Below are 25,969 nucleotides of genomic sequence, written 5' to 3'. Positions count from 1 at the left end.
CTTTCTTTGTCCTGAAATAGCGGCGCCTCAGGCCCTGCAAATCTTCCTTCTATATATAAGCGTCTATTTGCCCAGGTGCACAAAGTGCGCTTTCAGATAGCGCGTCTCCGGAATTGCCGGGTGCACTGGGTGATCCGCCCCCTGGCCGCCGCTGGTCAGCAGGGTCGCCGGCCGGTCCAGTCTATGCGCGGCGCCGCGCACACAATCCAGCAATTCATCTGCCGCCAGGTGCATAGAGCAGGAAGCGCTTACTAACAGGCCATCCGCCGCCAGCAGGCGCATTGCCAGTTCGTTGATATGGCGATAGGCGGACAGCCCCGCCTTGTGATCCTTGCGCCGCTTGATAAATGCCGGAGGATCCAGCACCACCACGTCGAACTTCTCGCCTTCGGCGACCATGGCCTTCAGCACATCCACCGCCTTGCCGCGCTCGGTGCGCAGCCGGTCCGCCACCTGGTTGTGCTCGGCATTGGCGCGACACCAATCCAGGGCCTGTTCGGATGCATCGACACAGGTGGCACTTTCGGCACCGCAGGCCAGTGCCTGCACGCCCCAGCCGCCGGCGTAGGAGAAGAGGTCCAGTACCTTCCTGCCCTCGACCCAGCGGTTCAGCCGCTCGCGATTGTCGCGGTGATCGTAGAACCAGCCGGTCTTCTGCCCCGCGTGCACCGGTGCCAGCAGCGGCACGCCGTTTTCCTCGAAGGGTGCCAACTCCGGCACCTCTCCGAACACCACTTCATTGACCCGGGGCATCTCCTCCACCGCGCGTCCCTGGTGGTCGTTGCGCAGCAGTATGCCTTTTGGTGCTACCAGCTCGGTCAGTGCGTCTACTACCTGTGGCAGCAGCCTTTCCATTCCCCAGTTGCTGACCTGTACCACCAGGTAGTCGCCGAACCTGTCCACCACCAGCCCCGGCAACCAGTCGGAGTCGCCGTATACCAGGCGGTAGCTCGGGTGTTCGAAATAGCGCTGGCGTATCGACAGCGCGGTTTGCAGACGCCGGTGCAGCAGCTCACCATCCAGTGCGCCCTGGCGGGAAACCAGGCGCCCGCAGATCAGCTGGCTCGGGTTCACGAAGGCGGTGCCCAGTGACTTGCCGCGACTGTCGAGTATCTCGCACTGGCTGCCGGCCTCCAGGCCTTTCAGCGGCGAGCGCCTGGTGTCCACTTCATTGCTGTAGATCCATAGGTGACCGCGCTTGAGGCGCCGCTCGGCTTTGGGGTTCAGGATCAACTGGTGTTCCACGATAGGGGCTCCAAAAAAAAGTGCCGGTCGGCGGGGGCGCAATTGTTGGTCGATGCCGGTGGCTTTGCAAGGGGGTGGGGCGGCACACAAGGGTAGGATAGCCCCGGAAAGGGTATGGCAGTTTTTGCAGTCAGCTTGTCATTCCTGCCAGAAGATCTCTGTGTAAGACTGGCCGTATGAAAACAGCAGATTCAATCCCCAACAGTCCAATGAAGATCGCCATGGTGATCTACCCCGACGCCCAGTGTCTGGATATCACCGGACCGCTGGAGGTCTTCGCCCTGGCCAACCGCCAGCTGTGGGAGGAGGGCCGTTGCACTGAAGATGTCTATCGGATAGAACTGCTCGCGGAAGAGGCGGGCCCCGTGCGCATGTCATCCGGAATGACGCTGATAGCGGATAGGTCGTATCGCGACGCCGGGCAGATGGACACGCTGCTGGTGAGCGGCGGCATGGGAGAGAGTGCTGCGCAACTACAGGATAATCAGGAATTTATCTCCTGGCTAAACCACAGAGTCGCGATCGTCCGCCGTCTGGGTTCCATCTGCAGCGGTGCACTGATTCTCGCCAGCGCCGGCCTGTTGAATGGCAGGCGCGCCACCACCCACTGGCTGGATGTGGAAGAACTGCAGGGCTTTCCCGAAGTGGCAGTGGATCCGGATGCCATCTACGTGCGCGACGGCCATATCTACACCTCCGCCGGTATCACTTCGGGTATCGATCTGGCGCTGGCCCTGGTTGAAGAGGATTTCGGCCGCCCCCTGGCGCTGAAGATAGCGCGACGGCTGGTGCTCTACCTGAAGCGCGACGGCGGCCAGAAACAGTACAGCGAACACCTGTCGGGCCAGGTGGAGTGCGACCAATTCGGTCAGCTGGTCGAGTGGATCTACAGCAACCTGGAAGCGCCGCTTACCGTCGATACGCTGGCACAGGTCGCCGCCATGAGCCCGCGCAATTTTGCCCGCCGTTTTCTACAGACAATGGGTGTGACGCCGGCAAAGTTTGTCGAGCGCGCGCGTGTGGAAAAATCCCGGCAGCTGTTAATGGAACAGAATCTATCCGCGGAGAAGGTGGCGGCCCTGTGTGGATTCCAGTCCCGGGAACAACTGCGCCGGGCCTTTCGCCGCCAGTTGGGTGTGTTGCCCAGCGATTACAGGAAACACTTCAAACGCTAGCGGTATCAGGGAAAAACATCGTAGGGAAAAAGGATGCGTTTCAATCTAACGACTCCCCAGTGGAGAGTTGGGCTTCCGGCAACGCCGCGATCAGATTGGTCAGCGCCTCGTACATAGTACTGCTGACCTCCGGATAGGGCGCCCGGTACTCTTTCATCTGGGTCACATAGGTTTCCCGTCGCCATCAATAGTTCTCTGTTCTTCCTTGCTCAAACTGATCGTTCCGTTCAAGAGTAAAAACTAATTAATTAGTTGACAGCTCAAGCTCGTGTTCTTAGAGTTAAAAACTAAACAATTAGTAGGTTGAATCATGGCCAGAAGAAAATCCGATCAGCTCACCGATGGCGAGCAGAGTATTCTGGAAATTCTGTGGGAGCGGGGCGAGTGTTCGGTCAAGGAGATTGCCGGTGCGCTTTCGGCGGACAAGCCCGCCGCCTACACCACGGTCCAGACCATGTGCAAAATCCTGGCGGATAAAGGCTACGCCGACTATCGCAAGGAGGGGCGCGCCTTTGTCTATCGCGCCTGCATCAGCCGCACCGAGGCCCGCCAGAGCGCGCTCAAAAGCCTGCTCAATCGTTTCTTCGGCAGTTCACCCGAACTGCTGGCGCAGCACCTGATCCGCGAGACGGAAATCGACCTGAAGGATCTCGAGTCACTGCAGAAGAAAATCGACGAAACGGACTGATCGGCGGACCCCCCATGCTTTTTGAACTGACACTGTTCACGACCTTTACCCTGCACCACCTGCTGATCGGGAGTTGCCTGATACTGCTGTTGACGGCTGCTACCCGGCTTTGGCGACCGAGCGCGGAACTGCAGAGCTGGATCTGGACCACCGCCTTCGCCATCTGCCTGCTGCTTCCCTTTGCGTCGCTGATATCGAGCGCGGAGTCGCCGGCGGCAGCGCCCGCCACAAAGGTCGCGCAGATTGCTGAACCTGTGATGGAGGCGCCGCCGGTGACCACCGGCAGCGCCGCGTCTGCGCAAACTGCGCCGCCCGCCCCTGAAGGCGGTGACAAATTCCAGTGGCAACTCTCCCCGCTGTGGATCAGTGAGGCGAGTGCAGGCTTGCATATTCTCCTATTGGTCTGGCTGCTGGGTAGCACCTGGCGTTCGGTCGGGGTGGTGCTATCGATCCGTCGCACGCGCCGGCTTGTTCGAGCCGCAGTGCCCTATGAAGACTGCGACAAAAAACGGGTCCCATGTCCGCTGCTCGTATCCGCGAGTGCCAGGGCGCCGATGGCCGCGGGTCTACTGAAGCCGGTAATCCTGCTGCCGCAATCTTTTGTCGAGCGTTTCGACAGCGATCGGCTGGCACCGATCATCCTGCACGAGTGGGCCCATATCCAGCGCCGGGATCTCTGGGTGGGCACCCTGCAGGAGCTGGTCGCCATCGTCTTCTGGTGGAGCCCGGTGATGCGACTGATTGAGCGAAAAATCCATGTCTCCAGGGAGTTGGCCTGCGATATGCGCGCGGCCCATGTGTTGGAGAGCGGCAAGCAATATGCGCAATCCCTACTCGACTGTGCCGAGCTGATGATCACCCGGCGACAGAACCTGATGGCTATGGGGCTTTTCAGTAAAAAGAAGGATCTGGCAGCGAGGATCAATGCCGTCCTGAAACTCAAAAGTGCAAAAAAACCAAAACTTCTGACCACCGCGACCGCCTGTACCGTCTTCGCCATCGCCAGCCTCGGCGCTGCCCAGGAATACGCGCCGCGAATAGATCTGGCGATAATGAAAAGTAATGCACTGTCACGCGTCGAGGGAGAGCGGCTGATGGGAGTCATTCGCGCAAACGATCTGCCGGCGCTGACGGAAATGCTGAACAGCGGCCTCGAGATCAATACGCCGGTATTGGGTGAAGGCACAGCCCTGATAGAGGCGGTCCGCCACAACAGGCACGAAATTGCGGAGCTGTTGATCGGTGCAGGCGCGGACGTGAATCTGTCGTCGCCGGGTGACGGCAACCCGATGATCACAGCCGCGCAACACAACCGCATGGAGCTGGCCGAGTTGCTTTACCAGCGGGGCGCGGACCTCGACACCGTAGTGCCCAGGGAGGGCACGCCGCTGATTGTTGCCATCCGTGCAGGTCACGACGACATGGCGGAACAGCTGATCGAGTGGGGAGCCGATGTCAATAAGGCCGCCGAGTGGGACGGAAGCCCGCTGATTGCCGCAGCCATGAACGGCAATCTTGAAATTGCCAAACGGCTTCACCAACAGGGGGCCGATGTAAATGGCGTGGTTTCAACCGATGAGACACCGCTGATCAATGCTGCATACCACGGCCATCTGGAAATGGTCAGTTTCCTGGTAGAGCAGGGAGCCGACGTCAATCTCGGTGTCATGGCCAACGGCAATGAACTCAGAACGCCGCTCAACCGGGCGCGCAACAATGCGGTACGCGATTATTTAATCCACGCGGGCGCGACAGAATAAAAAACTCCAGATTAAATTCACGCACCGGTTAGCCAATCAAAAAGGAATCGGGATGAAAAAGATAAACCGAAAGCTGCTGGCGGCATTGTCACTGGCGATATTAATCGGCTGGCTGCTGTGGCCCGCCTACCAGTTTTTTGCCTATAACAAGGGCTCCATGCCACTGCCTCCATTTGGGTGGTTGAAGCTTCCGGACGATGGCCCATCGGTGCAGGAAATTTACGATCCGGATTATTCTGAGGCAGCGAAACTTTCATTGACGGTGTTGGAAAAGCATCGAAAAAAAGTTGCAGCGCCGGCAATCTCCGCAGCCGTTTCCGCCTGTGGCCGCTTGGTATGGGCGGGCGCCAGCGGTTGGTCGGATATCGAGTCCAGGACACCGGTCAGCACGGCAACCCGCTTTCGCATCGGCAGCACCGCCAAGGCGCTGACGGGAACCGCGTTGGCGCGCCTGGTGCAGAGTGGGCGCATGGATCTGGATACGCCCATCGCTAATTACCTTGATCCGCTCCCCAACGGGGAATGGGCGCAGATAACACCGCGCCAGCTCGCCTCCCATATGGCGGGACTGCCGGACTACAAGGAAAACAGAGACTGGCTCGGGCTGTATCACACACTGGCTTTGCGGAATCACTTCGACAGCATGGTTGAGGCGCTCGACGTCTTCGACGACAACCCGCTCCTGTACCGGCCGGGTAGTCGGTTCCACTACACCAGTTTTCACACGGTGCTGCTCGGCGCAACCATGGCCAGCGCGGCGCAAAAAAATTATCTGCAACTGATGCAGGAGCAAGTCTTCGATCCGGCGGGAATGACGGCGACCATACCATCTCCGCTTAATGGCGATCACGAAAAAGGTATCGCTACTTTCTACAAAAGTAACGGTTTGTTCGGGGCGAAACACCGCCTGCGTGAGTGGCGGCCTGTGGACCTGAGCCACCGTCTGCCCGGAGGCGGATTTGTCTCCACGCCGTCAGATCTGGTGAAACTCGGCAGCCGCTATTTGGATACGGATTTTATTTCTGCGGAAACCCGCGAAATTTTCTGGACACCGCAGAAACTCGCCAACGGGGAAGCCAACCCGCAGCACTATGCCCTCGGCTGGCGCTACCGCGAAATGGAAATTCCGCAGCTGGGAGTGCTGCGCCACGCCAATCACGGCGGCGTGTCACGCGGCAGCCAGAGCTGGTTGATGGTACTGCCGGACTATGAAATGTCGGTGGCCGTAAACATCAACCGCAAGACAGAAGTCTTCTGGGATTTCGGCAGCGTGGCACTGGAAATTGTCCAAGCGTTTGTACAGGGCCGTTCCCGCGGTGACTGCGCCCGGGATTTGTGAGGGGTCTATTTCACCCGATACAGTCGCAGCGGCTTCGTTTTCACACGTTGTACAAACCCTTTCGCTTCCAGGTCGAGCTGCGCGGCTTTGAGCCACCAGCCCGCCTTTTCACCGCCGGGGAATAGCGATTGCGGCAGCTGCGGTAACAGTTTTTCCTTCGCTTCCGCCACCGTCAACCCGGGGGCTTCCTGTGGCAGGGAGAATAGAAGCGCCTCCCGCATGGCTTCGAATTTCTCCCGGTTCACCCGAATGGTTCGGCCCGGCGACATGATGTTCTCGATCTCTATTTTGTCGGCATTGTCAGGCATCCAGAGCTCCGTTCACGAAGGTAATTTCCGGGGTGCGAAAACCCATGGCAGCCCAGGCGCCGATCAGTTTCACAAAAAAACGGAAGGAGTGAGTCTCGGCATTGGGCACATCGCCGGGGAGGGCCACACCCTCGCACCTGTCGCGTGTCATGGTCCGCATCTCCACTGGTGGCAGGGTCGCCAGCGGCCACCTTTGCCCGTAGAGACTCAGCCAGTGGCCCGGAGTGAAGTCCAGGAACATTGCACTGTTACAACAGGTCGCGACCACGCGGCGGGTCTTGGCATCCGCGGACAGGCGATATTCCCGCAGGGCATCTGCGCCCCGCTCGCAGCGAACCCGGTCTTTGCGATAGAGCACCAGTTGCGTTGCGCCCTGATCGTTCAATAGTGGCGCTGCCGTAGCGGAAAGCGACTGCAGATACTCGCCGGCCTCCCTGCAACTCGTGCAATGACACTCGGTGCTGATAATGGGCTGACCTTCGAGCTGCAGGGCAACCCGCCCGCAGTCGCAGGTGACCTCCGTTTCTGGGCGCATTGGAAACTCCATAGCCTGGTATGTACTGCTAACTAGACTAGACGGTCCAGTTTGATGCGTCAAGCCGCGGCGGCTATCATCCGCCGCGACTGTGGGCAGGAATCGGAATATGGCGAGTGGCGTTGAAAAAAGACTGATGAGGAGTCGCCAGAAAATTCTGGCGGCTGCGGAGCAGGTGTTCCTGCGCAGTGGCTTCCCCGGTGCCACCATGGACGAGGTGGCCGCCACCGCCGGAATCTCGAAGCAGACGGTCTACGCGCATTTCGGTTCGAAAGAGACGCTGTTCATCCAGGTGGTCGAAAGCATTACCGGCGGTGCATCCAGCACCCTGGAGCAGCATGTTGGCGAGTCGGTCCAGGACAGGCCTGCCGAGGCGTTCCTACTGGATTTCGCGCAGGAACAGCTGGCAGTAGTGCTGACCCCCCGGCTGATGCAACTCCGTCGCCTGGTCATCGGTGAGGTGGAGCGCTTCCCCGACCTCGGCCGCACCCTGTATCAACAGGGCCCACTGCGCTCCATCGAACGGCTCACCGAAATCTTGCGCCACTATCAATCGCAAGGCGAACTGAACTGCCCGAATCCCACCGCCGCCGCGACCTACTTCAACTGGATATTGATGGGAGAACCCGTCAGCAGTGCCATGTTGCTCGGGGACAGGGGTATTCCCTCGAAACGCCGGCTGCACGAGCACGCGAAAGAGAGCGTGAGAATCTTTCTCGCGGCCTTCAAAAGGTAATCGGAACAGAGATACCGGATAGGGCGGGAGTCGCGACCACTTATTCAAATGGCGCCAGGGGGTGGGAAGAGGCGAAAACAGATCCCCCCGTGGCGGGGGGATCTGCCATCGATCGATTACTGGGTGTTAACCATCACTTCGGTTTCGGCAAACGTCTGTGTCCCGTCGCCATGACCGAGCAGGCCCAGGGCGCGGATGCCCGGCGCCAGCCCCATCCACTCGATGGAGATTTCTCCACTCTGTCCCACCGCTGCCACAGTCGGCGCGCCAACTACCGAATTGCCGGCGTCGCCAGTCAGGTTGAAGTTGAACAGTGTGTAGGGCGTCGGTCCGGCCGCAGAGGCGTAGTCGATCACGAAGACCGCGTATTGGCCGGCCTGTGGATCGCGCATGGTTACCGCCTCCGCAGAGGTCGGGGAGCCGCTGCTGCCCACCAGCGGGAAGTCCGGAGCCGGGCCGTAGACCTGCAGGTCCAGGTCGTCGGAGCCGTCGCCGGTACCCACATCCGCGTCGAACAGTGCCACGCGGGCCAGGTCAGTGCCCTCGGGTACGTCGAAGAAGATCAAGTTGTCGCCACCGTCCTCCACTGCACCCGGGAACGGAATCCCCTCGGCCAGGCCGTTCATCTGCGCCTGGTAGGCACCGCTGTAGCCGAACTGCACATCAACGCTCAGGGAGCCGTCGCTGCCGCTGGCGCTCAGTTGCGCCGGCGCAGCAATGGGCACCGGGCGCACGGCGATGGGGCTGCGCACCTCGAAGCGATTACCCAGCGAGCGCCAGGTCAGGGCGCCGAAAGCCCAGTCGCCGAGCTGTGCCTGATCGGTGGCGGTAAAGGTGACTTCGAAGTTGGCGCTCTCACCCTCCCGCAGGCGCAGAATCAGCGGATTGACTTGCACATCCACGCCCGCGGGCGCGTCCACGGAAGCCCAGAACCATTTGCTGCCGCGCGTTACATTGGTGACGCGGCGGGTGATGGTCTGGCTGCCGGCCAGCTCGGCGATACCGATGGAGGCCAGGTTCAGGTCGCTGGAGTCGAGGGAATAACCGCCGGATTCCAGCTCAGTGCAGGTGCCGGGATCGATCAGTTGCGGCTGATTCTCCGCGCCGCAAAGGAAGGCGAAGTAGTCCGCCAGACCGGCGTCGTACACCAGGCCCGGACTGAAGGCGGCACCCGGGTCTATGGCGCCGGCACCCATATCGAAGGGGTCCGCCGCCTGCGGGCCGAAGGACTTGCGCAGTCCGGTGCGCGCGGTGGTCATCAGTGCGGACTTGGCCATCGCCGGGGTCCACTCCGGGTGCACCTGCTTGAGCAGGGCCATGACGCCGGCCACATGGGGGCTGGCCATGGAGGTACCGCTCAGGGATGCGAAGAGGCTGCCGCCGCTGGAGACTGGCGTGGTGCCGGCGATGATACCGACGCCGGGCGCCGCCACATCCGGCTTGATGATATCCGGCGCACCGGCGTTGGCGCCGCGGGAGGAGAAGCCGGTGATGCGATCCTCGCGCGCCACCTGGATTTCCGGGCTCAGGGTACCGGCGCTGTCGGCACTGGATGCGATCAGGTCGCCGTCCGGGTGGCGGATCATAATACCCGGAATGGTGGTATCCGGCGCAGACATCACGATGGGGTCCATCCGGTCGGCAGCGGTACCGTCGTTGTAGACGACGATGGCGCGGGCGCCGGCGGCGGCGGCATTGTTGTATTTGTCGCTAAAGGCACAGGCGCCGCGAATCACCAGCGCAATCTGCCCTTCCATCTCTGCGGCGTTGGCCAGGGGCCCGCAGGCGTCCAGCGGTTCTGCGGCGATTACCGAGGCGGATATGGCGCCGACATCTGCCAGCCGCACCGGGCCGCCGCCCTCGAGGCCCTCGAAGGTGGCGGCGATATCCGCCGGCGCGTCCAGCTGCAGCCCGGTACCGAAATTCTGGTTGTCTTCGGCGGCGGCCACCGAGGTGACCCAGGGAACACCGGAGGGGGTGCCGATGGTTTCGGCGCCCGGACCGCTGTTGCCGGCGGAGACGGATACGAAGACACCGGCATCGGCAGCAAACAGGAAGGCGATATCGTCCGGGCCGTTGAACGTAGTGCTGCTGCCGCCAACGGAGAAGTTGATTACGTCGACACCGTCGGCCACTGCCTGGTCGATGGCGGCCATGGAGTCGGACGAGAAGCAGCCGCTGTCATCCGGGTTGGGTGCGTCCCAGCACACCTTGTACACGGCCACCCGCGCCCGCGGCGCCATGCCGCTGAGAGTGCCGCCGGCCGGTCCCTCGACACCGTAGTTGCCGCCTGCAGTGGTGGCTGTGTGAGTGCCGTGACCGTCCGCATCCCGCGCGGACAGGAACTCGTAGTCCGCCAGTGTATTCACCGTCAGGAAGGATTCGGAGAAGGACTGCGCCTTGATCAGCTTGTTGTTGCACTCGAAAGGCGCGTCCGCCGGGTTGAAGTCGCTGTTGCCGAAATCACAGCCCTCGCCGACGAAGTGCTCCGGCGCGGGCCCGAAAGAAATTTCGCGCCCGCGATCACCGCGTTTCGGCGTGGGCACGTCGGCCACACTGGGGTGTTCCGGGTGTATGCCGCTGTCGATCACGCCGATCACCACATCCTCGCCGGTGATACCCCAGAGCCAGGGACCGCGGATGCCGGTCAGGCCGAGAAAATCCCGGGTGGAGTCTGTCTGCGGCTTCAGCAGCTTGTCCTCCCAGACGCCGAGTACATCCTTGCGTGCGCGCAGCGTCTCCGCCTCTTTGCTGCTCATCAGTGCGGCGAAGCCGTTGAAGGCCACCTTGTATTCGTGCACCTTGCGCGCGCCGGGCACCGCGGACAGCACCTGCTCGCGGCGCGACTTGAGGAAATCGGCGTAGTGCTGGAACTGGCTGCTCTGCGGATTCATTTTGCGACTGGCGCGCGGCTTGGTGGCCGCGAGACCGGGAATATGGCCCTCATAGGCGGCCAGAGGCTCCTCGGCCAGTTGCACAATGTAGATTTTTCTCTTCTTGTTGAAGTCGGGCTTGAGTTTGCCCTTGTCGGGTTCTGCAAGACTGCCGAACGACAGCAGCAGGCCCGCAATCAATGCGGTAACTACCGTTTTTTTCATATTGGATTGCCCCAAGTAATTATTTTTTCAGGCAGGAGTGGAAGCGATTGAAAGGCGGGACTATCCGCTAAACAGCTGGGCTCTGCGCGGCCGGCGGCAAACGGTACTGCGGGTCTGGTCCTTCAACCCATCCTCCGCCGGCTATCTGGTACTAATGAATAGCAAAATGACGGATTTATTTATCCTGTAATTCGCTTTTAAAGTAATGGGGCGTTCAAATCAATGCATTGGCGCGCAATTGATTGAGTAGGCGAGATTATGGGATCCAGTGGGGAAAAAGGGGGAGACCGGGACCGGTCTCCCCGGATATCTTGGCCGCACTCAGGCGGCCACAGTCGCCTCGCTCTCGATGGCGCGGACAAGGGCGGGGTGCTCGGCGACGCGCGCAAGCATGCGCCTGGTCCTGGCGCCCAGCTCAATCTCCAGCGGGAAGTACTGGCCCCAGTTGGCGTAGACTGCCAGCATCATGTCCACTGCGGTAACTTGTTCGCCGCAGATAAACGGCCTGTCCTGCAGCCGCTCCTCGACGATGGCCCAGAGCGCTGACAACCGCGCCGCGCCCCTGGTCAGCACCTCCTGCTTTGCCGCGTCGCTTTCCAGCGCCCGGGCGCCAAAAAACAGCAGGCTGTAGGCCGGGTGCAGTGTCGCATTGGCAAACATCAGCCACTGGTGAAATTCGGCCCGCAGCTCCGGCTCCCTCGGCAGGGTGGGGCTGGCGTGCTTTTCCAGCAGGTAAAGCACTATGGCGGCGCCCTCGCGCAGTACCAGGTCGCCATCCACCAGCACCGGCACCTGGTTGGTCGGGTTGACCTGTTTGAAATCGGCAACGGAATCCCGCGCGATGAGTTCCACCGGCTGCTCCAGTTCGTTGAGCAGGGCGTGAATGGCGCGGGAACAGGCGCCGGGCATAAAGTAGAGCTTGTACATGCTATTTACTCCTTAACGGTTCTTCCTTCGGGTGAAGCGGTTTCAGGCGCATAATCGGCGACCAGTGACGCCATCAGTTCCGCCGCGCGGCGGTGCTGGGAAAGGCCGGCGATCTGGCCCGCGGCCATGGTGGCGAAATCGGCGCTGCCGCGCTCGGCGGAAGCCCTGGCCAGCGGTCGCGTCAGCGACATCTGCAGTGGATAGGGCAGGGCCGGGTCCGGCCAGGCGGCGGTGGCCTCGGTCAGGCGGTTGCGGATATAGCGCGCCATGCGGCCCGATACGGCGCGTGTCAGCACGGTGTCGCAGCCCTCTGGTTGGCGCAACAGGGATCTGTGCAGCGGGCTGGCCCCGGACTCGTCACAGGCCAGGAAGGCGGTGCCTATCTGCACTGCGTCCGCCCCCAGGGCGAAGGCGGCATCCACACCGCGGCGATCGGCGATGCCGCCGGCGGCGATCACAGGTATCGAAACCGCATCGCGGATTTTCGGTAGCAGGGAAAAGGTGCTCATCAGTGAGCGCGGTTGCGGTTCCTCGAGAAACGCCGGGCGGTGACCGCCGGCCTCCAGTCCCGAGGCCACCAGCATATCCACGCCGGCGCGCTCCAGTGCCAGCGCCTCTTCGACACTGGTGGCCGCACCCAGGGTGGCGATACCGCGTTCGGCGCAGCACTCGAGGATGTTCCTGTCGGGAATGCCGAACACGAAACTGAACACCGCCGGGCGCGCCTCCAGCAATGCCTCCACCTGCTCGTCGAAGTCGTGCAGTGGGTTCTCGGCGCGCGCCGGCGGTGGCAGGTCCAGCTCCTCGAAGAAGGGTTTTATCTGCTGCAGGTAGGCGGCCTCCCGCGCCTCGCCCATCGGCAGGCCCCACTCAGCCTGTCGCGGAATCCACAGGTTGAGATTGAAGGGGTGGGAGGTTTTGGCGCGGATATCCTTTGCCAGCGCCAGTATCTGCTCGCCGGACAGGTGGTGGGCACCATAGGCACCCAGGCCGCCGGCGTTGGAGACCGCCGCCGCCAGCCCGGCGCTGGAGTGGCCGCTGCCGAAAGGTCCCTGAAGAATCGGGTGCTGAATACCCAGTGCGCTTGTGACGGGATTGTTCTCCCACATACTGCCGACTCCTTAGCGATTGAATTCGCGGATGAGTCTAGCCATGCGAGTTACCTAAGTATACTTGCGGAGGCTTGGTAACTAAAATAAGCGGTTACCAAAAGGTAACCTGGTGAGTGCGAGTCGAACCGGGGCCTGCAAAATAAGCGAACAGGATGAAAACCATGCTGCCGAGAAGAAAAAATCCCGTAGAGCCGCCGCTGCCGACCTGCCCGATCGGTGAGTGTATGAAAGTGATCGGCGGCGCCTGGACGCCAAATATCATCTGGTACCTGAGCCAGCGCCCGCGGCGTTTCAGCGAACTGAAGGACGATGTTCACGGTATCTCCGCCAAGGTGCTGACCACCCGCCTCAAGCAGCTGGAATCCCGCGGCGTGGTGATCAGGGAAGTGATGCCCACTTCGCCGCCGAGCGTGGAATACCGCCTGACCGAATTGGGTGCGGAATTGAAGCCGGCAATTGAGGCGATAGTCAGCGTCGGCCACCGGTTAAAGTCGCGTGCAAAGTCGCGTGGGGAAGTGGGCTAGGAAGAACGCAGCAGAAAATCCGCAAACTGGGCCAGGTCGTCGAATACGGCTGTATCGGCCAGGCGCGCGTCCGGTTCGCTGATCAACTGCTGCAGCGTCTGTTCGCCCACGCCGGTCTTTACCAGCACCGGTTTGCAGCCTTTTCCCAGTGCCGCCTGCAGATCCTTGCGCTTGTCGCCGACCATATAGCAGTCGTGCAGGCTGGTATCGAACTCCGCCTCGATGGCGTCGAGCATTCCGGTATTGGGCTTGCGGCAGCGGCAGTTGTCATCGGGACCGTGGGGGCAGTAAAAGATGGCCGCGATTTCGCCACCGGCGTCCTCCACCAGCGCGCGCATCTTTGCGTGCATGGCCTCCAGGTCGTCCAGGTCGAAGAGTCCGAGAGCCAGGCCGCTCTGGTTGGTGGCGATCACCAGCTGGTATCCGGCGCGGCTCAGTTCGGCCATGGCCTCGATACTGCCGGGCAGGGGTATCCACTCCTCAGCGGATTTGACGTAGGCGTCGGAGTCGGCATTGATGACCCCGTCCCTGTCCAGCACGATGATTGCCATGAAACTGTTTCCGGGTTGCGATGAATGCGGGAAGCCGTCTGACAGCTTCCCGCAAATCTGACCGTCCGATTTATTTGGCGGGAACCAGCAGCGAAATATCCGCCACCTCGAGGAAGAGCGAACGCAATTGCGCCAGCAGAGCCAGGCGGTTGTCGCGCAGCGTCTCGTCGTCGGCCATCACCATCACGTGGTCGAAGAAGTTGTCCACGGTTTCGCGCAATCCGGCGAGGCCGGCCAGGCCCTCGGCAAACATGGCCTCTTGATACAGCGGTTCCACCTCGGTGCGCGCCACCTGGACCGCCGCGTAGAGGGCCTTCTCCGCGTCCTCCTGCAGCAGCGCCTCGTCCACTTTGTGCGGCACCGAGCCCTCGAATTTGGCGAGGATATTCGAAACCCGCTTGTTGGCCGCGGCCAGTGACTCCGCCTCAGGCAGCTGGCTGAAGGCATGTACCGCGTGCACCCGGTTGTCGATGTCCAGCGGGCGCGACAGCTTGCGCGTGGCCACCGACATAAAGACCTCGGTGGCGATCCCCCGATCCTCGTAGCGGGCGCGGAAGCGCTCGAGGATATAGGTCAGGGTCTGCTCGACCACGGTGTTGTACTCGCCCAGCGCGGTGCGCGGGTACTGGTCGCGGGCCTGTTCCAGCAGTTCGCGCAGGTCCAGGTCGAGTTTTTTCTCCACCAGAATGCGGATGACGCCGAGGCTGGCGCGGCGCAGCGCGAAGGGATCGCGGGAGCCGCTGGGGGGCTGGCCTATGCCGAAGATGCCGACCAGGGTGTCGAGGCGGTCCGCCAGGGCGATGACAGTGCCTGTCTCGCTCCGGGGCAGCTCGTCGCCGGCGAACTTGGGCATGTACTGCTCGTACATGGCCTTGGCCACGTCCAGCGGCTCGCCGTCATTCTCGGCATAGTAGTAGCCGGCGATACCCTGCAGGTCCGGAAACTCGAACACCATTTCGGTGACCAGGTCGGATTTGCACAGGCGCGCGGCGCGGGCGGCCCATTCCGGATTGGCATCAATGCGGTCGGCGATCTTTGCCGCCAGTACTGCCACCCGCTCGGTCTTGTCGTAGACACTGCCCAGATGCTGCTGGAAGACGATCTGGCGCAGTTTCTCGCGCCTGGCCTCGAGGCTGGTCTTCTTGTCGGTCTCGAAGAAGAAGGCGGCGTCGGCCAGGCGCGGGCGAATCACCCGCTCGTTGCCGTGGATCACCTGGGCCGCGTCCCGGCTCTCGATATTGGATACGGTAATAAAGAAGGGCAGCAGCTGGCCGTCCTGGTCCACCACGTGGAAATACTTCTGGTGCTCCTTCATCGACGAGACCAGTGCCTCGGCGGGTACTTCCAGGAAGCGCTCCTCGAAGCGGCCGGTCAGGGCCACCGGCCACTCCACCAGCGCGGTGACTTCGTCGAGCAGATCCTCGTCGATCACCGCCTCGCCGTTGACGTTGTTCGCCTCGGCCATCACCTGCTCGCGGATCATCTCGCGGCGCTCGGCGAAGTCGGCGATCACATAGCCCGGGTCGCGCAGCTGCTGCACATAGTCGCTGGCGGAATGGATCTCCAGTTCGCGGTCGCAGTGGAAGCGGTGACCGCGGCTGCTGTTGCCGGCCCTGAGGCCCAGCACTTCGCCGTCGACGACGGTGTTGCCGAACAGCATCAACAGCCAGTGCACCGGGCGCACGAACTCCTCGCGGCGGGCCCCCCAGCGCATGCGTTTCGGGATCGGCAACTGGGCGAGGGACTTTTCCACGATGGCGGGCAGCAGCGTCTCGGTGGCGGCGCCCTTCTGTTCGCTGACAAAGGCGAGGCGCTCGCCCTTATCGGTCTCGACTCGGCTCAGCTGCCCGACGGAGACGCCGTTGCTGCGCGCGAAGCCCTCTGCGGCCTTGCTCGGTTTGCCCTCCTTGTCGAAGGCGGCGGCCACGGCTGGCCCCAGCTTTTCGATCTGTTTGTCCTGCTGTCTTTCGGCCAGTCCGGAAACCGCCACCGCCAGGCGGCGCGGGGCGGCATAGGATTTCATCTCGCCGAATTCCAGCTCGGCGCCCTTCAGGCCCTGGGCGATACCCTCGGCAAAGGCGTCCATCAACTTGTGCAGCGCTTTCGGCGGCAGCTCCTCGGTGCCCAGCTCTACCAGAAAATCCTGCGCCATTACTGCTTCTCCTCTTGCTCGACGTCTTCCGCGAGAATATCTGCACGCAATTCCTCCGCCGCCAGCGGGAAGCCGAGGGCGCGACGCGCATCGTAGTAGGCCTGGGCGACGGAACGCGCCAGGGTGCGCACACGCAGGATGTAGCGCTGGCGCTCGGTGACCGAGATGGCGTGGCGCGCGTCCAGCAAGTTGAAGGCGTGGGAGGCCTTCATCACCTGCTCGTAGGCGGGCAGTGGCAGGCCCAGCTCGATCAGTCGCCCGCTCTCGCGCTCGCAGTGATCGAAAGTGGCGAACAGGAACTCCACGTCCGCGTGTTCGAAGTTGTAGTGGGACATCTCCACCTCGTTCTGGTGGAAGACGTCGCCGTAGGTGACCGGGCTGCCGTCCGGGTTGCGGGTCCACACCAGGTCGTAGATGGACTCGACGCCCTGCAGGTACATGGCAATGCGCTCCAGGCCGTAGGTGATCTCACCGGTGACCGGGTAGCACTCGAGGCCGCCCACCTGCTGGAAATAGGTGAACTGGGTGACTTCCATACCGTTCAGCCACACCTCCCAGCCCAGGCCCCAGGCGCCCAGGGTGGGGGATTCCCAGTTGTCCTCGACGAAGCGGATATCGTGCACGGCCGGGTCCACGCCCATGGCGCGCAGGCTGTCCAGGTACAGCTCCTGGATATTGTCCGGGGACGGTTTCATCACCACCTGGTATTGGTAGTAGTGCTGCAGGCGGTTGGGATTCTCGCCGTAGCGGCCGTCGGTGGGGCGGCGGCAGGGCTGCACATAGGCGGCGTTCCAGGTCTCGGGACCCACGGCGCGCAGGAAGGTGGCCGGGTGAAAGGTGCCGGCGCCCACTTCCATATCCAGAGGCTGTAGAATGACGCACCCCTGGCGCGCCCAGTAGTCCTGCAGGGCGAAAATCAATCCCTGGAAGGTGCTGTGGTCGTATTGCTTGGACACCGCTATCTCCGCGTGGCTATTTGCTTGTGTATTTGCTGACTGGGGGCAAAGGGACGCAATTATAGCGGCAGCGGGTGGCGCACTAAAGGCGCCGTGGCCCGAATGAATGGCCATACTTGATCGAATCTGGATTGGGAAGTAGTCGCATTGGATATCAAAGGCTGGCTGGCGGCCACCGCTCTGAAACTCGTCGGTAAACTGCCGCTGCGCTGGTCGCGCCGGCTGGGGTGGCTGTTCGGCAAGATCGCGGTGCTGACCCGCGGCGACAGCCTGCGTATCAGTCGTATCAACCTGGCACTCTGCTATCCGGCCATGGACCCGGTACAGCGGGAGAGACTGGCACGGGACAGCGTCGTCCACACCACCATGACCGGCTGCGAGGTGGCCACCATCTGGCACCAGCCCTGGAGCCGCAGCGAGGACCAGATAGTGCGGGTGCGCAACCAGCAGTTGCTGTGCGAGGGTGTCGAGGAAAACCGCGGCGTGCTGGTGTTGATGCCCCACACCGGCAACTGGGAGATCTTCGGCATGTACCTGGCCACACTGGGCCCGTCCACCGGTCTCTATGCACCGCCGAAAATCCCCGCACTGGATCCGATTATCCGCAACGGCCGCGAGGCCACCGGCGTGCATATGGTGCCCACCAATGTGCACGGGGTGCGCTCGCTGTTGAAATCGCTGAAGGCCGGCAACATGGTCATGGTGCTGCCGGACCAGGAGCCGGATATGGGCGGCGACTTCGCGCCCTTTTTCGGCAAGCCGGCGCTGACCATGACCCTGGCCCACAACCTGCTGCAGCGCACCGGCTGCCGCTGTGTATTCGGATTCGGCAAGCGGGTGGAGGGCGGCTTCGAGCTGGTGTTCCTGCCTGCAGAGCAGGCCATCTACAGCGAAGAACAGAAGGTGTCATTGGCGGCCATGAATCGCGGCGTCGAGGCCTGTATCGCCGAGGCGCCGGAACAGTACCAGTGGGAGTACAAGCGCTTCAGGAAACAGCCGGAAGGCAAGAGCCGTATCTACCAGAAAAAGCGCAACTGATCAGGTCTGCGGCAAACGGTTGCGGCTCCATACTTTCTTCAGCGTATCCAGTTGATCCACCCGCTGCGCAATTGCGAACAGTTGCGGGCACTCGGCGGCAAACCACTGCCGCCGCGGACGCCAGCAGCTCATTACCGCAATAAATATGTCCAGCGCCGTCCTCCGCCCGCCGCAGATCCAGGGGCCACCCGTTTCCTTTTCCAGTTGCCGCCACAACGCCTGGCGACGCAGGTCAGTGGTTTCGCGCAGCTGCACGGCATCCGTTTTGTCTGGGACAAAGCGCTCCGGGTGGTCGCCGTAGGTAAAGGTCGGATAGACGGCGGCCACCAGCCAGACCAGCCGGCGCAGAAACTGCACCCGCACCGGATCGTCTGCCGGCGGTACCAGCTTGCTTGCGGGAAAGCGATCCCCCAACCACAGTGTGATCGCCGCTGTCTCGGTGAGTAAGTCGCCATTATCGAGACGCAGGGCGGGGATTTCGCCGAGCGGATTTACTGCCAGCAGCTCCTCGTTGGGCAGGTCCTCCCAGGAAAAATACTCGACCCGGTACTCCTGCCCGGTCAGGGTCAGCAGCGCCTCCACTATGGCGGAGCCGCCGCCCCGCGCGGCGTAGAGGGTGATGGCCACGTCAGGCCCCGTTGCGGAAGGCGACGATGACCGGCATGCGCGCCGCGCGCCAGGCGGGGAAGAAACCGCTGAGGAAACCGATCAGCAGCGCCAGCACCGCGCCCTGCACGAACAGGTCCGGCGACATGTCAAAACTGAACACCACCTGGGTAAAACTGCCGCCCAGGGTCGAGGCGTTGAGGCCGTCGAAGAACACAAAGGCGGCCAGGGAACCCAGCAGGCCGCCGGCGGCGGCGAGCACCAGCGCTTCGGCGATGGTGCCGCAGAAGGCGGAGAAGTTGCCGAAGCCGAGGGCGCGCAGGGTGGCGATTTCCTTCGCCCTGTCCGCCACCGAGGTATACATGGTGTTGAGCGCGCCGGCCAAGGCGCCCAGGGCCATGATAAAGCTGATCACCCTGCCGAAGATGGCCATGTACTGCAGCTGTTTGCCCTGTTCGGCGAAGTAGGCCGACTCGGTCTTGAGTTCCAGGTTGAGCTGCGGCTCGGCGTCGATATATGCCTTGAGCGGCTCCAGGTTGCCGGGGTTTTCCAGTTGCGCGCGGATGGTCTGGTAGCTGCTGCCGCGGTTGTAGTGGCTCTGGATCATCTTGGCATCCGCCCAGAGTTCACTTTCGAACACATTGCCGCCGGTGGAGAAAACGCCCACCACCGTCCACACGTTTTTGCCGAAGCGTATCTCGTTGCCGAGCTGGAAGCCGTCGAACTCGCGCAGGATTCCGGCGCCGACAATCATCTCGTTGGTGCCGGGGGTGAACATGCGGCCCTCCAGCAGCTGCATATTGCCGCGCATGGCCATGCCGCGCGCATCCAGGCCGCGCAGGGGGATATTGGCCTTGCCGCCGGTGCCTTTCTTGATGCCGTCGACGATCACGTAGAGTTCGGGGGATACCAGCGGGCCGTCGGCGTCGCGCGCAATACCGGGCGCTTCCTCGATCAGGTTGACCTGGTCGCGGCCGATCACACTGTTCAGCTCCGCCTGGGAACCCTCGCGCATCATCAGCGCCACGGCGTCCGAACCGGCGCCGCTCATGGTGGCCTCGAACCCCCTGGCCATGGCCAGGAAGGCGAGCAGTATGGCGACCACCACGGCGCTGGCCAGCACCATGGCCAGGGACATCCACAGGCGCCGGGGCAGGCTGCGGATATTCATCACCGCAACCGCGGCAATTTGTGACATTAGAGATCCCATTGGCTCACCCCCGGTTGAAAGCTGTGACGATATTGAGGCGCAGCGCGTTGAGCGCCGGCAGCAGGCCGGTAACCAGCCCCAGCAGCAGCATGAATGCCAGCGCCTGCAGGGCTATGCCGGAATCCAGCACCAGGTTGGGCAGGAACTGGGCCATGGTGGCCTTGGCACCCTCGACGATCAGCCAGGCGGCGCCCAGGCCGGCGAGGCCGCCGATCAGGGCGATCAGCAGGGATTCCGTCAGTACCATTTTGAAAATGCGCGGGGCGGCGAAGCCCAGGGTTTTCAGCACCGCGATTTCGCCGGTGCGCTCGCGCACCGCCAGTGCCATGGTGTTGCCGACCAGGATCAATATGGTAAAGAAGGCCATAAACACCACGCCAAAGATGATCAGGCCAATATTGCCGATCTGTTCGATAAACGCCTTGCTGAAGGCCGCTTCGGTGCTGGTATCCGTTTCCGCCTGGGAATTGGCGAAGCCGTTGTCGATTTCGTCGGCGATGCGCTGGTTCTGCGCCGGGTCCACAGTGGTGAGGGTGATCCAGCCGATCCAGTCGCCGCCGAAGCTCTGGGTCTCCATAAAGTACTTGTAGTGAAAGTACATGCTGTTGGTATCGTGCTGCGGATCGCTGCCGGTAAAAATCCCCTCCACTACGAAGTCCCAGGTGTGGCCGCCCTCCTTGTGGGAAAAAATATTGGAGGAGACCGGCACCCGGTCGCCGACCTTCCAGCCCAGGCGCTGCGCCAGGTTCTTGCCGGCGATCAGGCCCTGGCGGTTGCCGAGCCAGGCGGCACGCTGCTCCAGTGGCAACACGATTTCCCGCTCGTACACCTGCAACAGGCTCTCCGGCTCCACGGCCATGGCCACTATCTGGTTGCGCGCCTCCTGGTAGTAGCCGCCGAACCAGTTGGCGTAGGTGACGTGCTCCACGCCTTCCACCGCCGCCACCTTCTGCGCGTAGGCAATCGGCAGTGGCTGGGTGAAGTTGATCTTGTTGACCACCACCAGCCGGTTGTCCGCCGCCAGGTCGATACCGGCGTCCAGCGCGCTCTTGAGGGTGGTGACCGCGCCGTAGATCAGGAAGGCGATAAAGATCGCAAAACAGGTGAGGAAGAGCCGTAGCGGCTTCCTCGTCATGTTTTTGTAAATTAAATAGAGATCACTCATGCCACCAGTTCCCTCTGCACGAATTTGCCCTTGTCCAGATGCAGCGTGCGGTTCGCATACTTGGCCGCGGCCGGGTCGTGGGTGACCATGACGATGGTCTTGCCGTGGTCGCGGTTCAGCAGCTGCAGCATTTCGAGGATTTCATCAGCGGTAGTGCGGTCCAGGTCGCCGGTGGGTTCGTCACACAGCAGCAGTTTCGGGTCCGAGACGATGGCGCGGGCTATGGCCACCCGCTGCTGCTGGCCGCCGGACATTTCGCTGGGCATGTGCTTGGCGCGGTCGGATAGACCCACCAGCGCCAGTGCTGTCTCGACGTTTTTCCTGCGCTGCGCCTTGGAGAGTTTTGTCAGCAGCAGCGGCAATTCCACGTTGCGTGCTGCGTTCAGCATCGGCATCAGATTATAGAACTGGAAGATAAAGCCGATATTGTGTGCGCGCCAGCGGGTCAGTGCGCTCTCGCTCAGGTTGTCCACCCGAGCACCGTCGAACGAGACCTCGCCACCGCTCGGTTGGTCAACGCCGCCCAACATATTCAACAGCGTCGTCTTGCCGGAACCGGACGGGCCCATGATGGCGACGAAGTCGCCGCGCTCGATGGTCAGGTTCAGGTCGCTAAAGATAGAAATTTCTTCCTTTCCCTTGACGAAACTCTTGCTGACACCGTTTAACTGAAATAAAAGGTCCTGCGACATCGTCAATTCCCTCAATTGGCAAATTAGTGAATTTTTTATTGTTGCGGGGAGACTTCTCCCGCGCCGCTATGCTCTGTGGCCATAAAGCCCACCTTGACACCCATATCCGGCAGTATGCGCGCGTCCCTTGCATCGATACCGATGCGCACCCGTACCGTCGCCTTGGCGCGGTCGGCAGTGGGGATGATGGCGACCACCGTTGCCGGAATATCCCAGTCCGGGTAAGCGTCCAGGTTGGCGTTGACCTTCTGCCCCGGCGACACGCGACCGATAAAGGCCTCGTTGACGTCCACTTCGATTTCCAGTGAATCCATATCGACGATGGTGCAGATACCGGTGCGGGTGAAGCCGCCACCGGCGGAGCTGGGCGCGACTATTTCCCCGGGCTGGGCGTTTTTCTGTGTGACCACACCGGAGAAGGGGGCGCGTATCGTGTGATCCTCGAGCCGCTCGCGCTGGCGCTGCACTTCTAGCTTCGCCACTTCTATATCCGCGCGCGCGCTGGCGAGTTCTGCCTGCAGGCTCTCCACCGCAGCCTCACTCTGGGTCAGCTGGGCGCGACTGGAATAGTGTTTGTCACTCAACCCTGCGTAGCGGACACGCTGGCGCCGGGCCTCCTCCAGGTTGGCGATGATGCTGGCCTGCCGTGCCTGCAGAACCCGAACCTGCGCCAGGGCAAAATCGAGGTTGACCTTCGCCTTGGCGTCGTCCAGTCGCGCCAGTACCTGACCTTCGCCCACGCTCATGCCCTCTTCGACATCCACCTCGGCGATCAGGCCCATCACCTCGGCGGAAACCGTGGCCATGCGCCGCGCGGTGATATAGCCGGAGGCGTTGAGCACCGTCTCGCGCCGGGTTAAAGCGGCCGGCTGGATTTTGGGGGCGGTCGGGGTTTGCGTCATGGCGCTGGCAAGCGGCTGCGGTGCCGCTTCCTCGCCGCCGAAAAGCGACACGGCGAGGGCGCCCAGCAGCAGGCCGGCAGTGACGCCGAGCGATGCGGCAATCAGGGTGCGCCGGGAGGGGGGATCGGATGCGGGCACTGCGTCGCGATCGATCTTCAACTGACCGAGCAACTCGCTGGTGTTTCTGCTCATACTGCCTTTATTTATTGTTGGCTACTTCCTGTAGCCCGCTACTGTGGCAGAAACTTACGAATTTGACTATCGCACAAGAGTACCGTTTGCGGCGACTGGTGACAGCTAGTGTCGCCAGAAGGCCGGGGTCAGCAGTACCAGCAGGGTAAAGATCTCCAGACGCCCCATCAGCATCGCCAGTATCAGGAACCACTTGGCCACCTCGTTGACCGAGCCGTAGTGGGCGGCCGCGTCACCGAGGGCCGGACCTATATTGCTGAGGCAGGAGGCGACGGTGGAAAAGGAGGTGACGAAATTCTCCCCGGTAGCCATGACGATGACGGTGAGCACGAAAAAAGACAGGATATAAACGGCAAAGAAGCCCCACACCGCATCGGTGACCCGCTCCGGCACTATCTTGCGGTTCACCTTGATCGGCACCACCGCGTTGGCGTGCACCAGTCGGTTCAGCTCGCGCAGGCCGGATTTCATGATCAGCATACCGCGCACCGCCTTGATTCCGCCGGAGGTGGAGCCGGCACAGGCGCCGAGAATCCCCAGCAGCAACAGCACATAGGGCAGGAAGGCGGGCCAGGCGGAGAAGTTTTCCGAGGCAAAACCGGCGGTGGTGCCGATGGACACCACCTGGAAGAAGCCGTGCAGGAAACTGCCACTGGGTGTAAATATGCCCAGGTACCAGAGGTAGCAGCTGATCAGGATGGCGGCGGAAAAGGTCACTATCACGTAGAAACGGAACTCGGAATCGCGCCAGTAGTGGCGCAGGCGGCGGTTGCGGAAGGCAAAAAAATGCAGGCCGAAGTTGATCGCCGCAGTGAACATGAAAAAGATACAGACCAGCATGATCGCGTGGTTATTGGCGTAAAAGCCCATACTGGCATCATGGGTGGAGAAGCCCCCATTGGCCACGGTGGAGAAGGCGTGCCCCACCGCGTCGAATACCGTCATGCCGGCCCACCAGTACCCCAGGCCACACAGCAGTGTCAGGGTGATGTAGATAACAAACAGCGCGCGCGCCGTCTCGGCGATACGCGGGGTCAGTTTGGTGTCCTTGACCGGTCCCGGGATTTCCGCCTTGTACAGCTGCATACCGCCGATACCCAGCATCGGCAGAATCGCCAGCGCAATCACGATCACGCCGATACCGCCGAACCACTGCAGCTGCTGGCGATAGTAGAGGATCGCCGGCGGCAGGCTGTCGAGGCCGGTGATGGTGGTGGCACCGGTGGTGGTCAGACCGGAGATGGATTCGAAGATGGAGTCTGTGATGCTCAGGTCGGGCTGGGGGCTGATAATCAGCGGCAGGGCGCCAAAACTGCCCAGTAGCAGCCAGAAAAGCGAGGTCACCACGAAGCCGTCGCGGGTGCGCAGCTCCTGCTTGAGGTCGTGCACCGGCAGCCACATAAACAGGCCGGTAACCAGCGTGATGACAAAGGCGGCGCTGAAGGCGGTGTGAGTGCCGTCGTGATACAACAGCGACACACCGATCGGCGGCAGCAGAGTCAGGCTGAACACCGTCAGGAGTATTCCGAAAACTCGCGCTATTACAGCAATTCGCATCGGCGCATTTCAGCCTATTATCGAATGTTGGTCGGTAGGGTGCGCCGTGCGCACCATTGAACCTGTGGTGCGCGCGGCACATCCTGCGGGAGTCCCGAGTCCCGCCCTTAAAAGAAGCTGAAGCCCACCTGGAACAACTGCTCCACATGGCGGGTCTGGCGGCGATCCACCAGGAAGACGATCACATGGTCGTTCGTCTCCACCACCACGTTGTCGTGGGCGATCAGCACTTCGCTGCCCTGCTCCGTCTCGCGCACTATGGCGCCTATGGCGGCACCTTCGGGCAGGTCTATATCCTCGATTTTCCTACCCACCACCTTGGAGGTGCGGTTGTCGCCATGGGCGATCACCTCGATGGCCTCGGCGGCGCCGCGGCGCAACGAGTGCACATTGACCATATCGCCGCGGCGCACGTGGGTCAGCAGGCTGCCGATGGTGTTCTGCTGCGGAGATATGGCGATATCAATTTCGCCGCCCTGCACCAGGTCGACATAGGCGCGGTTGTTGATCAGGGTCATCACCTTGCGCGCGCCCAGGCGCTTGGCCAGTAGCGACGACATGATATTGGCCTCGTCGTCGTTGGTCAGCGCCAGGAATACATCGGTGTCCTCGATGTTTTCCTCCAACAGCAGATCCTGGTCCGAGGCGCTGCCGTGCAGCACGATACTGTGGGACAGCGCCTCCGACAGGAAGACGCAGCGCTCGTGACTCTGCTCGATGAGCTTGACCGAGTAGCGGTTTTCCAGCTTGTGCGCGAGGCGCAGGCCGATATTGCCGCCGCCGGCGATCACGATACGCTTATAACCGTGTTCCAGCCGGCGCAGTTCACTCATCACCGCGCGAATATCGGCGCGCGCGGCGATAAAGAAGACCTCGTCGCCGGCCTCGATCACCGTGTCCCCCTGGGGAATGATCGGGCTGTTGCGGCGGTAGATGGCGGCCACGCGGGTGTCCACCTTGGGCATATGTTCGCGCAGGTAGCGCAGCTGGTGGCCGACCAGGGGGCCGCCCTGCACGGCGCGCACCGCCACCAGCTGCACGCGGCCGTCGGCGAAATCCAGCACCTGCAGGGCGCCGGGATACTCCATCAGGCGCGCGATATACTCCGATACCAGCTGCTCGGGGCTGATCAGCACGTCGATGGGAATGGCCGGGGTATCGAACAGCTGCGGATGCTGTAAATAGGCGCCTGCGCGCACGCGGGCTATCTTGGTGGGCACGCGGTACAGGGAGTGAGCTATCTGGCAGGCGACCATATTGGTTTCGTCGTTGTTGGTCACCGCTACCAGTATGTCGGCATCCTCGATGCCGGCTTCCAGCAGTATATCCGGGTGGGCGGCGTGGCCGATGACCACGCCGATATCCAGGCGATCGCGCAGTTCACGCAGGGTTTTCTCGTCACTGTCCACCAGCACAATATCGTTGCGCTCGGAGGCGAGGCTTTCCGCCAGTGAGCCGCCCACCTGGCCGGCGCCGAGAATGACAATTTTCATATCAGATA

Annotated in this window: 24 protein-coding genes; 7 read left to right on the top strand and 17 right to left on the bottom strand. The window is 62.1% G+C overall.

The window, feature by feature from the left end; all coding sequences use genetic code 11:
* Positions 1 to 63: 63 nt before the first annotated feature.
* Positions 64 to 1,248 (bottom strand): class I SAM-dependent rRNA methyltransferase, encoded by a 1,185-nt coding sequence (locus IG627_RS04900; RefSeq protein WP_193190601.1) that lies wholly within the window; start codon positions 1,246 to 1,248, stop codon positions 64 to 66.
* Positions 1,249 to 1,421: 173 nt separating this feature from the next.
* Here IG627_RS04900 and IG627_RS04895 point away from each other — a divergent pair, with 173 nt between their 5' ends.
* Positions 1,422 to 2,420, top strand: a complete 999-nt coding sequence (locus tag IG627_RS04895; protein WP_226864728.1) for a GlxA family transcriptional regulator — start codon at positions 1,422 to 1,424, stop codon at positions 2,418 to 2,420.
* Positions 2,421 to 2,460: 40 nt separating this feature from the next.
* Here IG627_RS04895 and IG627_RS21060 read toward each other — a convergent pair whose 3' ends face one another.
* A complete protein-coding gene (locus IG627_RS21060; protein WP_264299864.1) occupies positions 2,461 to 2,586 on the bottom strand; it encodes a hypothetical protein in 126 nt (41 codons plus the stop codon).
* Positions 2,587 to 2,730: 144 nt separating this feature from the next.
* On the opposite strand from IG627_RS21060, the gene IG627_RS04890 reads away from it, so the two are divergent.
* Genes IG627_RS04890 through IG627_RS04880 form a run of 3 tightly spaced genes read left to right on the top strand, consistent with a single transcriptional unit; the run spans position 2,731 to position 6,207 of the window.
* The gene (locus tag IG627_RS04890; RefSeq protein ID WP_193190553.1) at positions 2,731 to 3,108 is read left to right on the top strand and encodes a BlaI/MecI/CopY family transcriptional regulator; all 378 of its coding nucleotides are present in this window, start codon (positions 2,731 to 2,733) and stop codon (positions 3,106 to 3,108) included.
* A 14-nt stretch (positions 3,109 to 3,122) separates the two neighbouring features.
* A complete protein-coding gene (locus IG627_RS04885) occupies positions 3,123 to 4,868 on the top strand; it encodes an ankyrin repeat domain-containing protein (RefSeq protein ID WP_193190551.1) in 1,746 nt (581 codons plus the stop codon).
* Positions 4,869 to 4,920: 52 nt separating this feature from the next.
* Positions 4,921 to 6,207 carry a serine hydrolase domain-containing protein gene (locus IG627_RS04880; protein WP_193190549.1) on the top strand — a complete coding sequence of 429 codons (1,287 nt, stop codon included), beginning with the start codon at positions 4,921 to 4,923 and terminating at the stop codon, positions 6,205 to 6,207.
* 5 nt (positions 6,208 to 6,212) lie between these two features.
* Here IG627_RS04880 and IG627_RS04875 read toward each other — a convergent pair whose 3' ends face one another.
* Positions 6,213 to 6,515, bottom strand: a complete 303-nt coding sequence (locus IG627_RS04875) for a DUF6958 family protein (protein ID WP_193190547.1) — start codon at positions 6,513 to 6,515, stop codon at positions 6,213 to 6,215.
* Positions 6,508 to 7,050 carry a GFA family protein gene (locus tag IG627_RS04870; RefSeq protein WP_193190545.1) on the bottom strand — a complete coding sequence of 181 codons (543 nt, stop codon included), beginning with the start codon at positions 7,048 to 7,050 and terminating at the stop codon, positions 6,508 to 6,510. Before IG627_RS04870 ends, IG627_RS04875 begins: the two co-directional genes overlap by 8 nt.
* A 109-nt stretch (positions 7,051 to 7,159) precedes the next feature.
* Here IG627_RS04870 and IG627_RS04865 point away from each other — a divergent pair, with 109 nt between their 5' ends.
* Complete coding sequence (locus IG627_RS04865; protein ID WP_193190543.1) at positions 7,160 to 7,786, top strand: TetR/AcrR family transcriptional regulator; 627 nt, start codon at positions 7,160 to 7,162, stop codon at positions 7,784 to 7,786.
* A gap of 116 nt (positions 7,787 to 7,902) precedes the next feature.
* Here the strand turns inward: IG627_RS04865 and IG627_RS21170 are convergent, their stop codons facing one another.
* From IG627_RS21170 to IG627_RS04850, 3 genes are all read right to left on the bottom strand, one after another.
* On the bottom strand, positions 7,903 to 10,884 hold the full coding sequence (locus IG627_RS21170; protein ID WP_193190541.1) for a S8 family serine peptidase: 2,982 nt from the start codon (positions 10,882 to 10,884) through the stop codon (positions 7,903 to 7,905).
* A 321-nt stretch (positions 10,885 to 11,205) separates the two neighbouring features.
* Positions 11,206 to 11,811, bottom strand: a complete 606-nt coding sequence (locus IG627_RS04855; protein WP_193190539.1) for a glutathione S-transferase family protein — start codon at positions 11,809 to 11,811, stop codon at positions 11,206 to 11,208.
* A gap of 5 nt (positions 11,812 to 11,816) precedes the next feature.
* Positions 11,817 to 12,920 carry an NAD(P)H-dependent flavin oxidoreductase gene (locus IG627_RS04850; protein WP_193190537.1) on the bottom strand — a complete coding sequence of 368 codons (1,104 nt, stop codon included), beginning with the start codon at positions 12,918 to 12,920 and terminating at the stop codon, positions 11,817 to 11,819.
* Positions 12,921 to 13,084: 164 nt separating this feature from the next.
* Here IG627_RS04850 and IG627_RS04845 point away from each other — a divergent pair, with 164 nt between their 5' ends.
* Entirely contained in the window at positions 13,085 to 13,447 is a 363-nt protein-coding gene (locus IG627_RS04845; RefSeq protein WP_193190535.1) for a winged helix-turn-helix transcriptional regulator, read from the top strand.
* On the opposite strand, the gene gmhB is transcribed toward IG627_RS04845, so the two are convergent.
* From gmhB to glyQ, 3 genes are all read right to left on the bottom strand, one after another.
* Positions 13,444 to 13,998: a D-glycero-beta-D-manno-heptose 1,7-bisphosphate 7-phosphatase gene (gmhB, locus tag IG627_RS04840; protein ID WP_193190526.1), complete on the bottom strand. Its 555-nt coding sequence runs from the start codon at positions 13,996 to 13,998 to the stop codon at positions 13,444 to 13,446. The genes IG627_RS04845 and gmhB overlap by 4 nt on opposite strands.
* Positions 13,999 to 14,068: 70 nt before the next feature.
* Positions 14,069 to 16,150: a glycine--tRNA ligase subunit beta gene (glyS, locus tag IG627_RS04835; RefSeq protein WP_193190524.1), complete on the bottom strand. Its 2,082-nt coding sequence runs from the start codon at positions 16,148 to 16,150 to the stop codon at positions 14,069 to 14,071.
* Positions 16,150 to 17,106, bottom strand: coding sequence for a glycine--tRNA ligase subunit alpha (gene glyQ / locus IG627_RS04830; protein ID WP_193190523.1), 957 nt, complete (start codon positions 17,104 to 17,106; stop codon positions 16,150 to 16,152). The genes glyS and glyQ overlap by 1 nt, the downstream gene beginning before the upstream one ends.
* Before the next feature lie 147 nt (positions 17,107 to 17,253).
* Here glyQ and IG627_RS04825 point away from each other — a divergent pair, with 147 nt between their 5' ends.
* The gene (locus tag IG627_RS04825; RefSeq protein ID WP_193190521.1) at positions 17,254 to 18,144 is read left to right on the top strand and encodes a lysophospholipid acyltransferase family protein; all 891 of its coding nucleotides are present in this window, start codon (positions 17,254 to 17,256) and stop codon (positions 18,142 to 18,144) included.
* On the opposite strand, the gene IG627_RS04820 is transcribed toward IG627_RS04825, so the two are convergent.
* The 7 genes from IG627_RS04820 to trkA form a co-directional block, all read right to left on the bottom strand.
* Entirely contained in the window at positions 18,145 to 18,771 is a 627-nt protein-coding gene (locus tag IG627_RS04820) for a glutathione S-transferase family protein (protein ID WP_193190519.1), read from the bottom strand.
* A 1-nt stretch (position 18,772) separates the two neighbouring features.
* Complete coding sequence (locus IG627_RS04815; protein WP_226864727.1) at positions 18,773 to 19,948, bottom strand: ABC transporter permease; 1,176 nt, start codon at positions 19,946 to 19,948, stop codon at positions 18,773 to 18,775.
* A gap of 16 nt (positions 19,949 to 19,964) precedes the next feature.
* Positions 19,965 to 21,125 (bottom strand): ABC transporter permease, encoded by a 1,161-nt coding sequence (locus IG627_RS04810; protein WP_193190515.1) that lies wholly within the window; start codon positions 21,123 to 21,125, stop codon positions 19,965 to 19,967.
* Complete coding sequence (locus IG627_RS04805) at positions 21,122 to 21,817, bottom strand: ABC transporter ATP-binding protein (protein WP_193190513.1); 696 nt, start codon at positions 21,815 to 21,817, stop codon at positions 21,122 to 21,124. Before IG627_RS04805 ends, IG627_RS04810 begins: the two co-directional genes overlap by 4 nt.
* A 35-nt stretch (positions 21,818 to 21,852) precedes the next feature.
* Positions 21,853 to 22,911: an efflux RND transporter periplasmic adaptor subunit gene (locus tag IG627_RS04800; RefSeq protein ID WP_193190511.1), complete on the bottom strand. Its 1,059-nt coding sequence runs from the start codon at positions 22,909 to 22,911 to the stop codon at positions 21,853 to 21,855.
* Positions 22,912 to 23,016: 105 nt separating this feature from the next.
* Positions 23,017 to 24,468 (bottom strand): TrkH family potassium uptake protein, encoded by a 1,452-nt coding sequence (locus tag IG627_RS04795; RefSeq protein ID WP_193190509.1) that lies wholly within the window; start codon positions 24,466 to 24,468, stop codon positions 23,017 to 23,019.
* Positions 24,469 to 24,575: 107 nt separating this feature from the next.
* Positions 24,576 to 25,961, bottom strand: coding sequence for a Trk system potassium transporter TrkA (gene trkA, locus IG627_RS04790; RefSeq protein WP_193190507.1), 1,386 nt, complete (start codon positions 25,959 to 25,961; stop codon positions 24,576 to 24,578).
* Positions 25,962 to 25,969: the final 8 nt, after the last annotated feature.

Source organism: Microbulbifer taiwanensis (assembly GCF_014904815.1).
Lineage (GTDB): Bacteria > Pseudomonadota > Gammaproteobacteria > Pseudomonadales > Cellvibrionaceae > Microbulbifer > Microbulbifer taiwanensis.
Note: the sequence above shows the minus strand (reverse complement) of the source record. Positions and strands in the feature narration are given on the sequence as shown.

Coding starts and splice junctions, on each gene's coding strand:
- IG627_RS04895 (WP_226864728.1), top strand. CDS start 1,422: ATGAAAACAGCAGATTCAATCCCCAACAGTCCAATGAAGATCGCCATG.
- IG627_RS04890 (WP_193190553.1), top strand. CDS start 2,731: ATGGCCAGAAGAAAATCCGATCAGCTCACCGATGGCGAGCAGAGTATT.
- IG627_RS04885 (WP_193190551.1), top strand. CDS start 3,123: ATGCTTTTTGAACTGACACTGTTCACGACCTTTACCCTGCACCACCTG.
- IG627_RS04880 (WP_193190549.1), top strand. CDS start 4,921: ATGAAAAAGATAAACCGAAAGCTGCTGGCGGCATTGTCACTGGCGATA.
- IG627_RS04875 (WP_193190547.1), bottom strand. CDS start 6,515: ATGCCTGACAATGCCGACAAAATAGAGATCGAGAACATCATGTCGCCG.
- IG627_RS04870 (WP_193190545.1), bottom strand. CDS start 7,050: ATGCGCCCAGAAACGGAGGTCACCTGCGACTGCGGGCGGGTTGCCCTG.
- IG627_RS04865 (WP_193190543.1), top strand. CDS start 7,160: ATGGCGAGTGGCGTTGAAAAAAGACTGATGAGGAGTCGCCAGAAAATT.
- IG627_RS21170 (WP_193190541.1), bottom strand. CDS start 10,884: ATGAAAAAAACGGTAGTTACCGCATTGATTGCGGGCCTGCTGCTGTCG.
- IG627_RS04855 (WP_193190539.1), bottom strand. CDS start 11,811: ATGTACAAGCTCTACTTTATGCCCGGCGCCTGTTCCCGCGCCATTCAC.
- IG627_RS04850 (WP_193190537.1), bottom strand. CDS start 12,920: ATGTGGGAGAACAATCCCGTCACAAGCGCACTGGGTATTCAGCACCCG.
- IG627_RS04845 (WP_193190535.1), top strand. CDS start 13,085: ATGCTGCCGAGAAGAAAAAATCCCGTAGAGCCGCCGCTGCCGACCTGC.
- gmhB (WP_193190526.1), bottom strand. CDS start 13,998: ATGGCAATCATCGTGCTGGACAGGGACGGGGTCATCAATGCCGACTCC.
- glyS (WP_193190524.1), bottom strand. CDS start 16,150: ATGGCGCAGGATTTTCTGGTAGAGCTGGGCACCGAGGAGCTGCCGCCG.
- IG627_RS04815 (WP_226864727.1), bottom strand. CDS start 19,948: ATGTCACAAATTGCCGCGGTTGCGGTGATGAATATCCGCAGCCTGCCC.
- IG627_RS04810 (WP_193190515.1), bottom strand. CDS start 21,125: ATGAGTGATCTCTATTTAATTTACAAAAACATGACGAGGAAGCCGCTA.
- IG627_RS04805 (WP_193190513.1), bottom strand. CDS start 21,817: ATGTCGCAGGACCTTTTATTTCAGTTAAACGGTGTCAGCAAGAGTTTC.
- IG627_RS04800 (WP_193190511.1), bottom strand. CDS start 22,911: ATGAGCAGAAACACCAGCGAGTTGCTCGGTCAGTTGAAGATCGATCGC.
- IG627_RS04795 (WP_193190509.1), bottom strand. CDS start 24,468: ATGCGAATTGCTGTAATAGCGCGAGTTTTCGGAATACTCCTGACGGTG.
- trkA (WP_193190507.1), bottom strand. CDS start 25,961: ATGAAAATTGTCATTCTCGGCGCCGGCCAGGTGGGCGGCTCACTGGCG.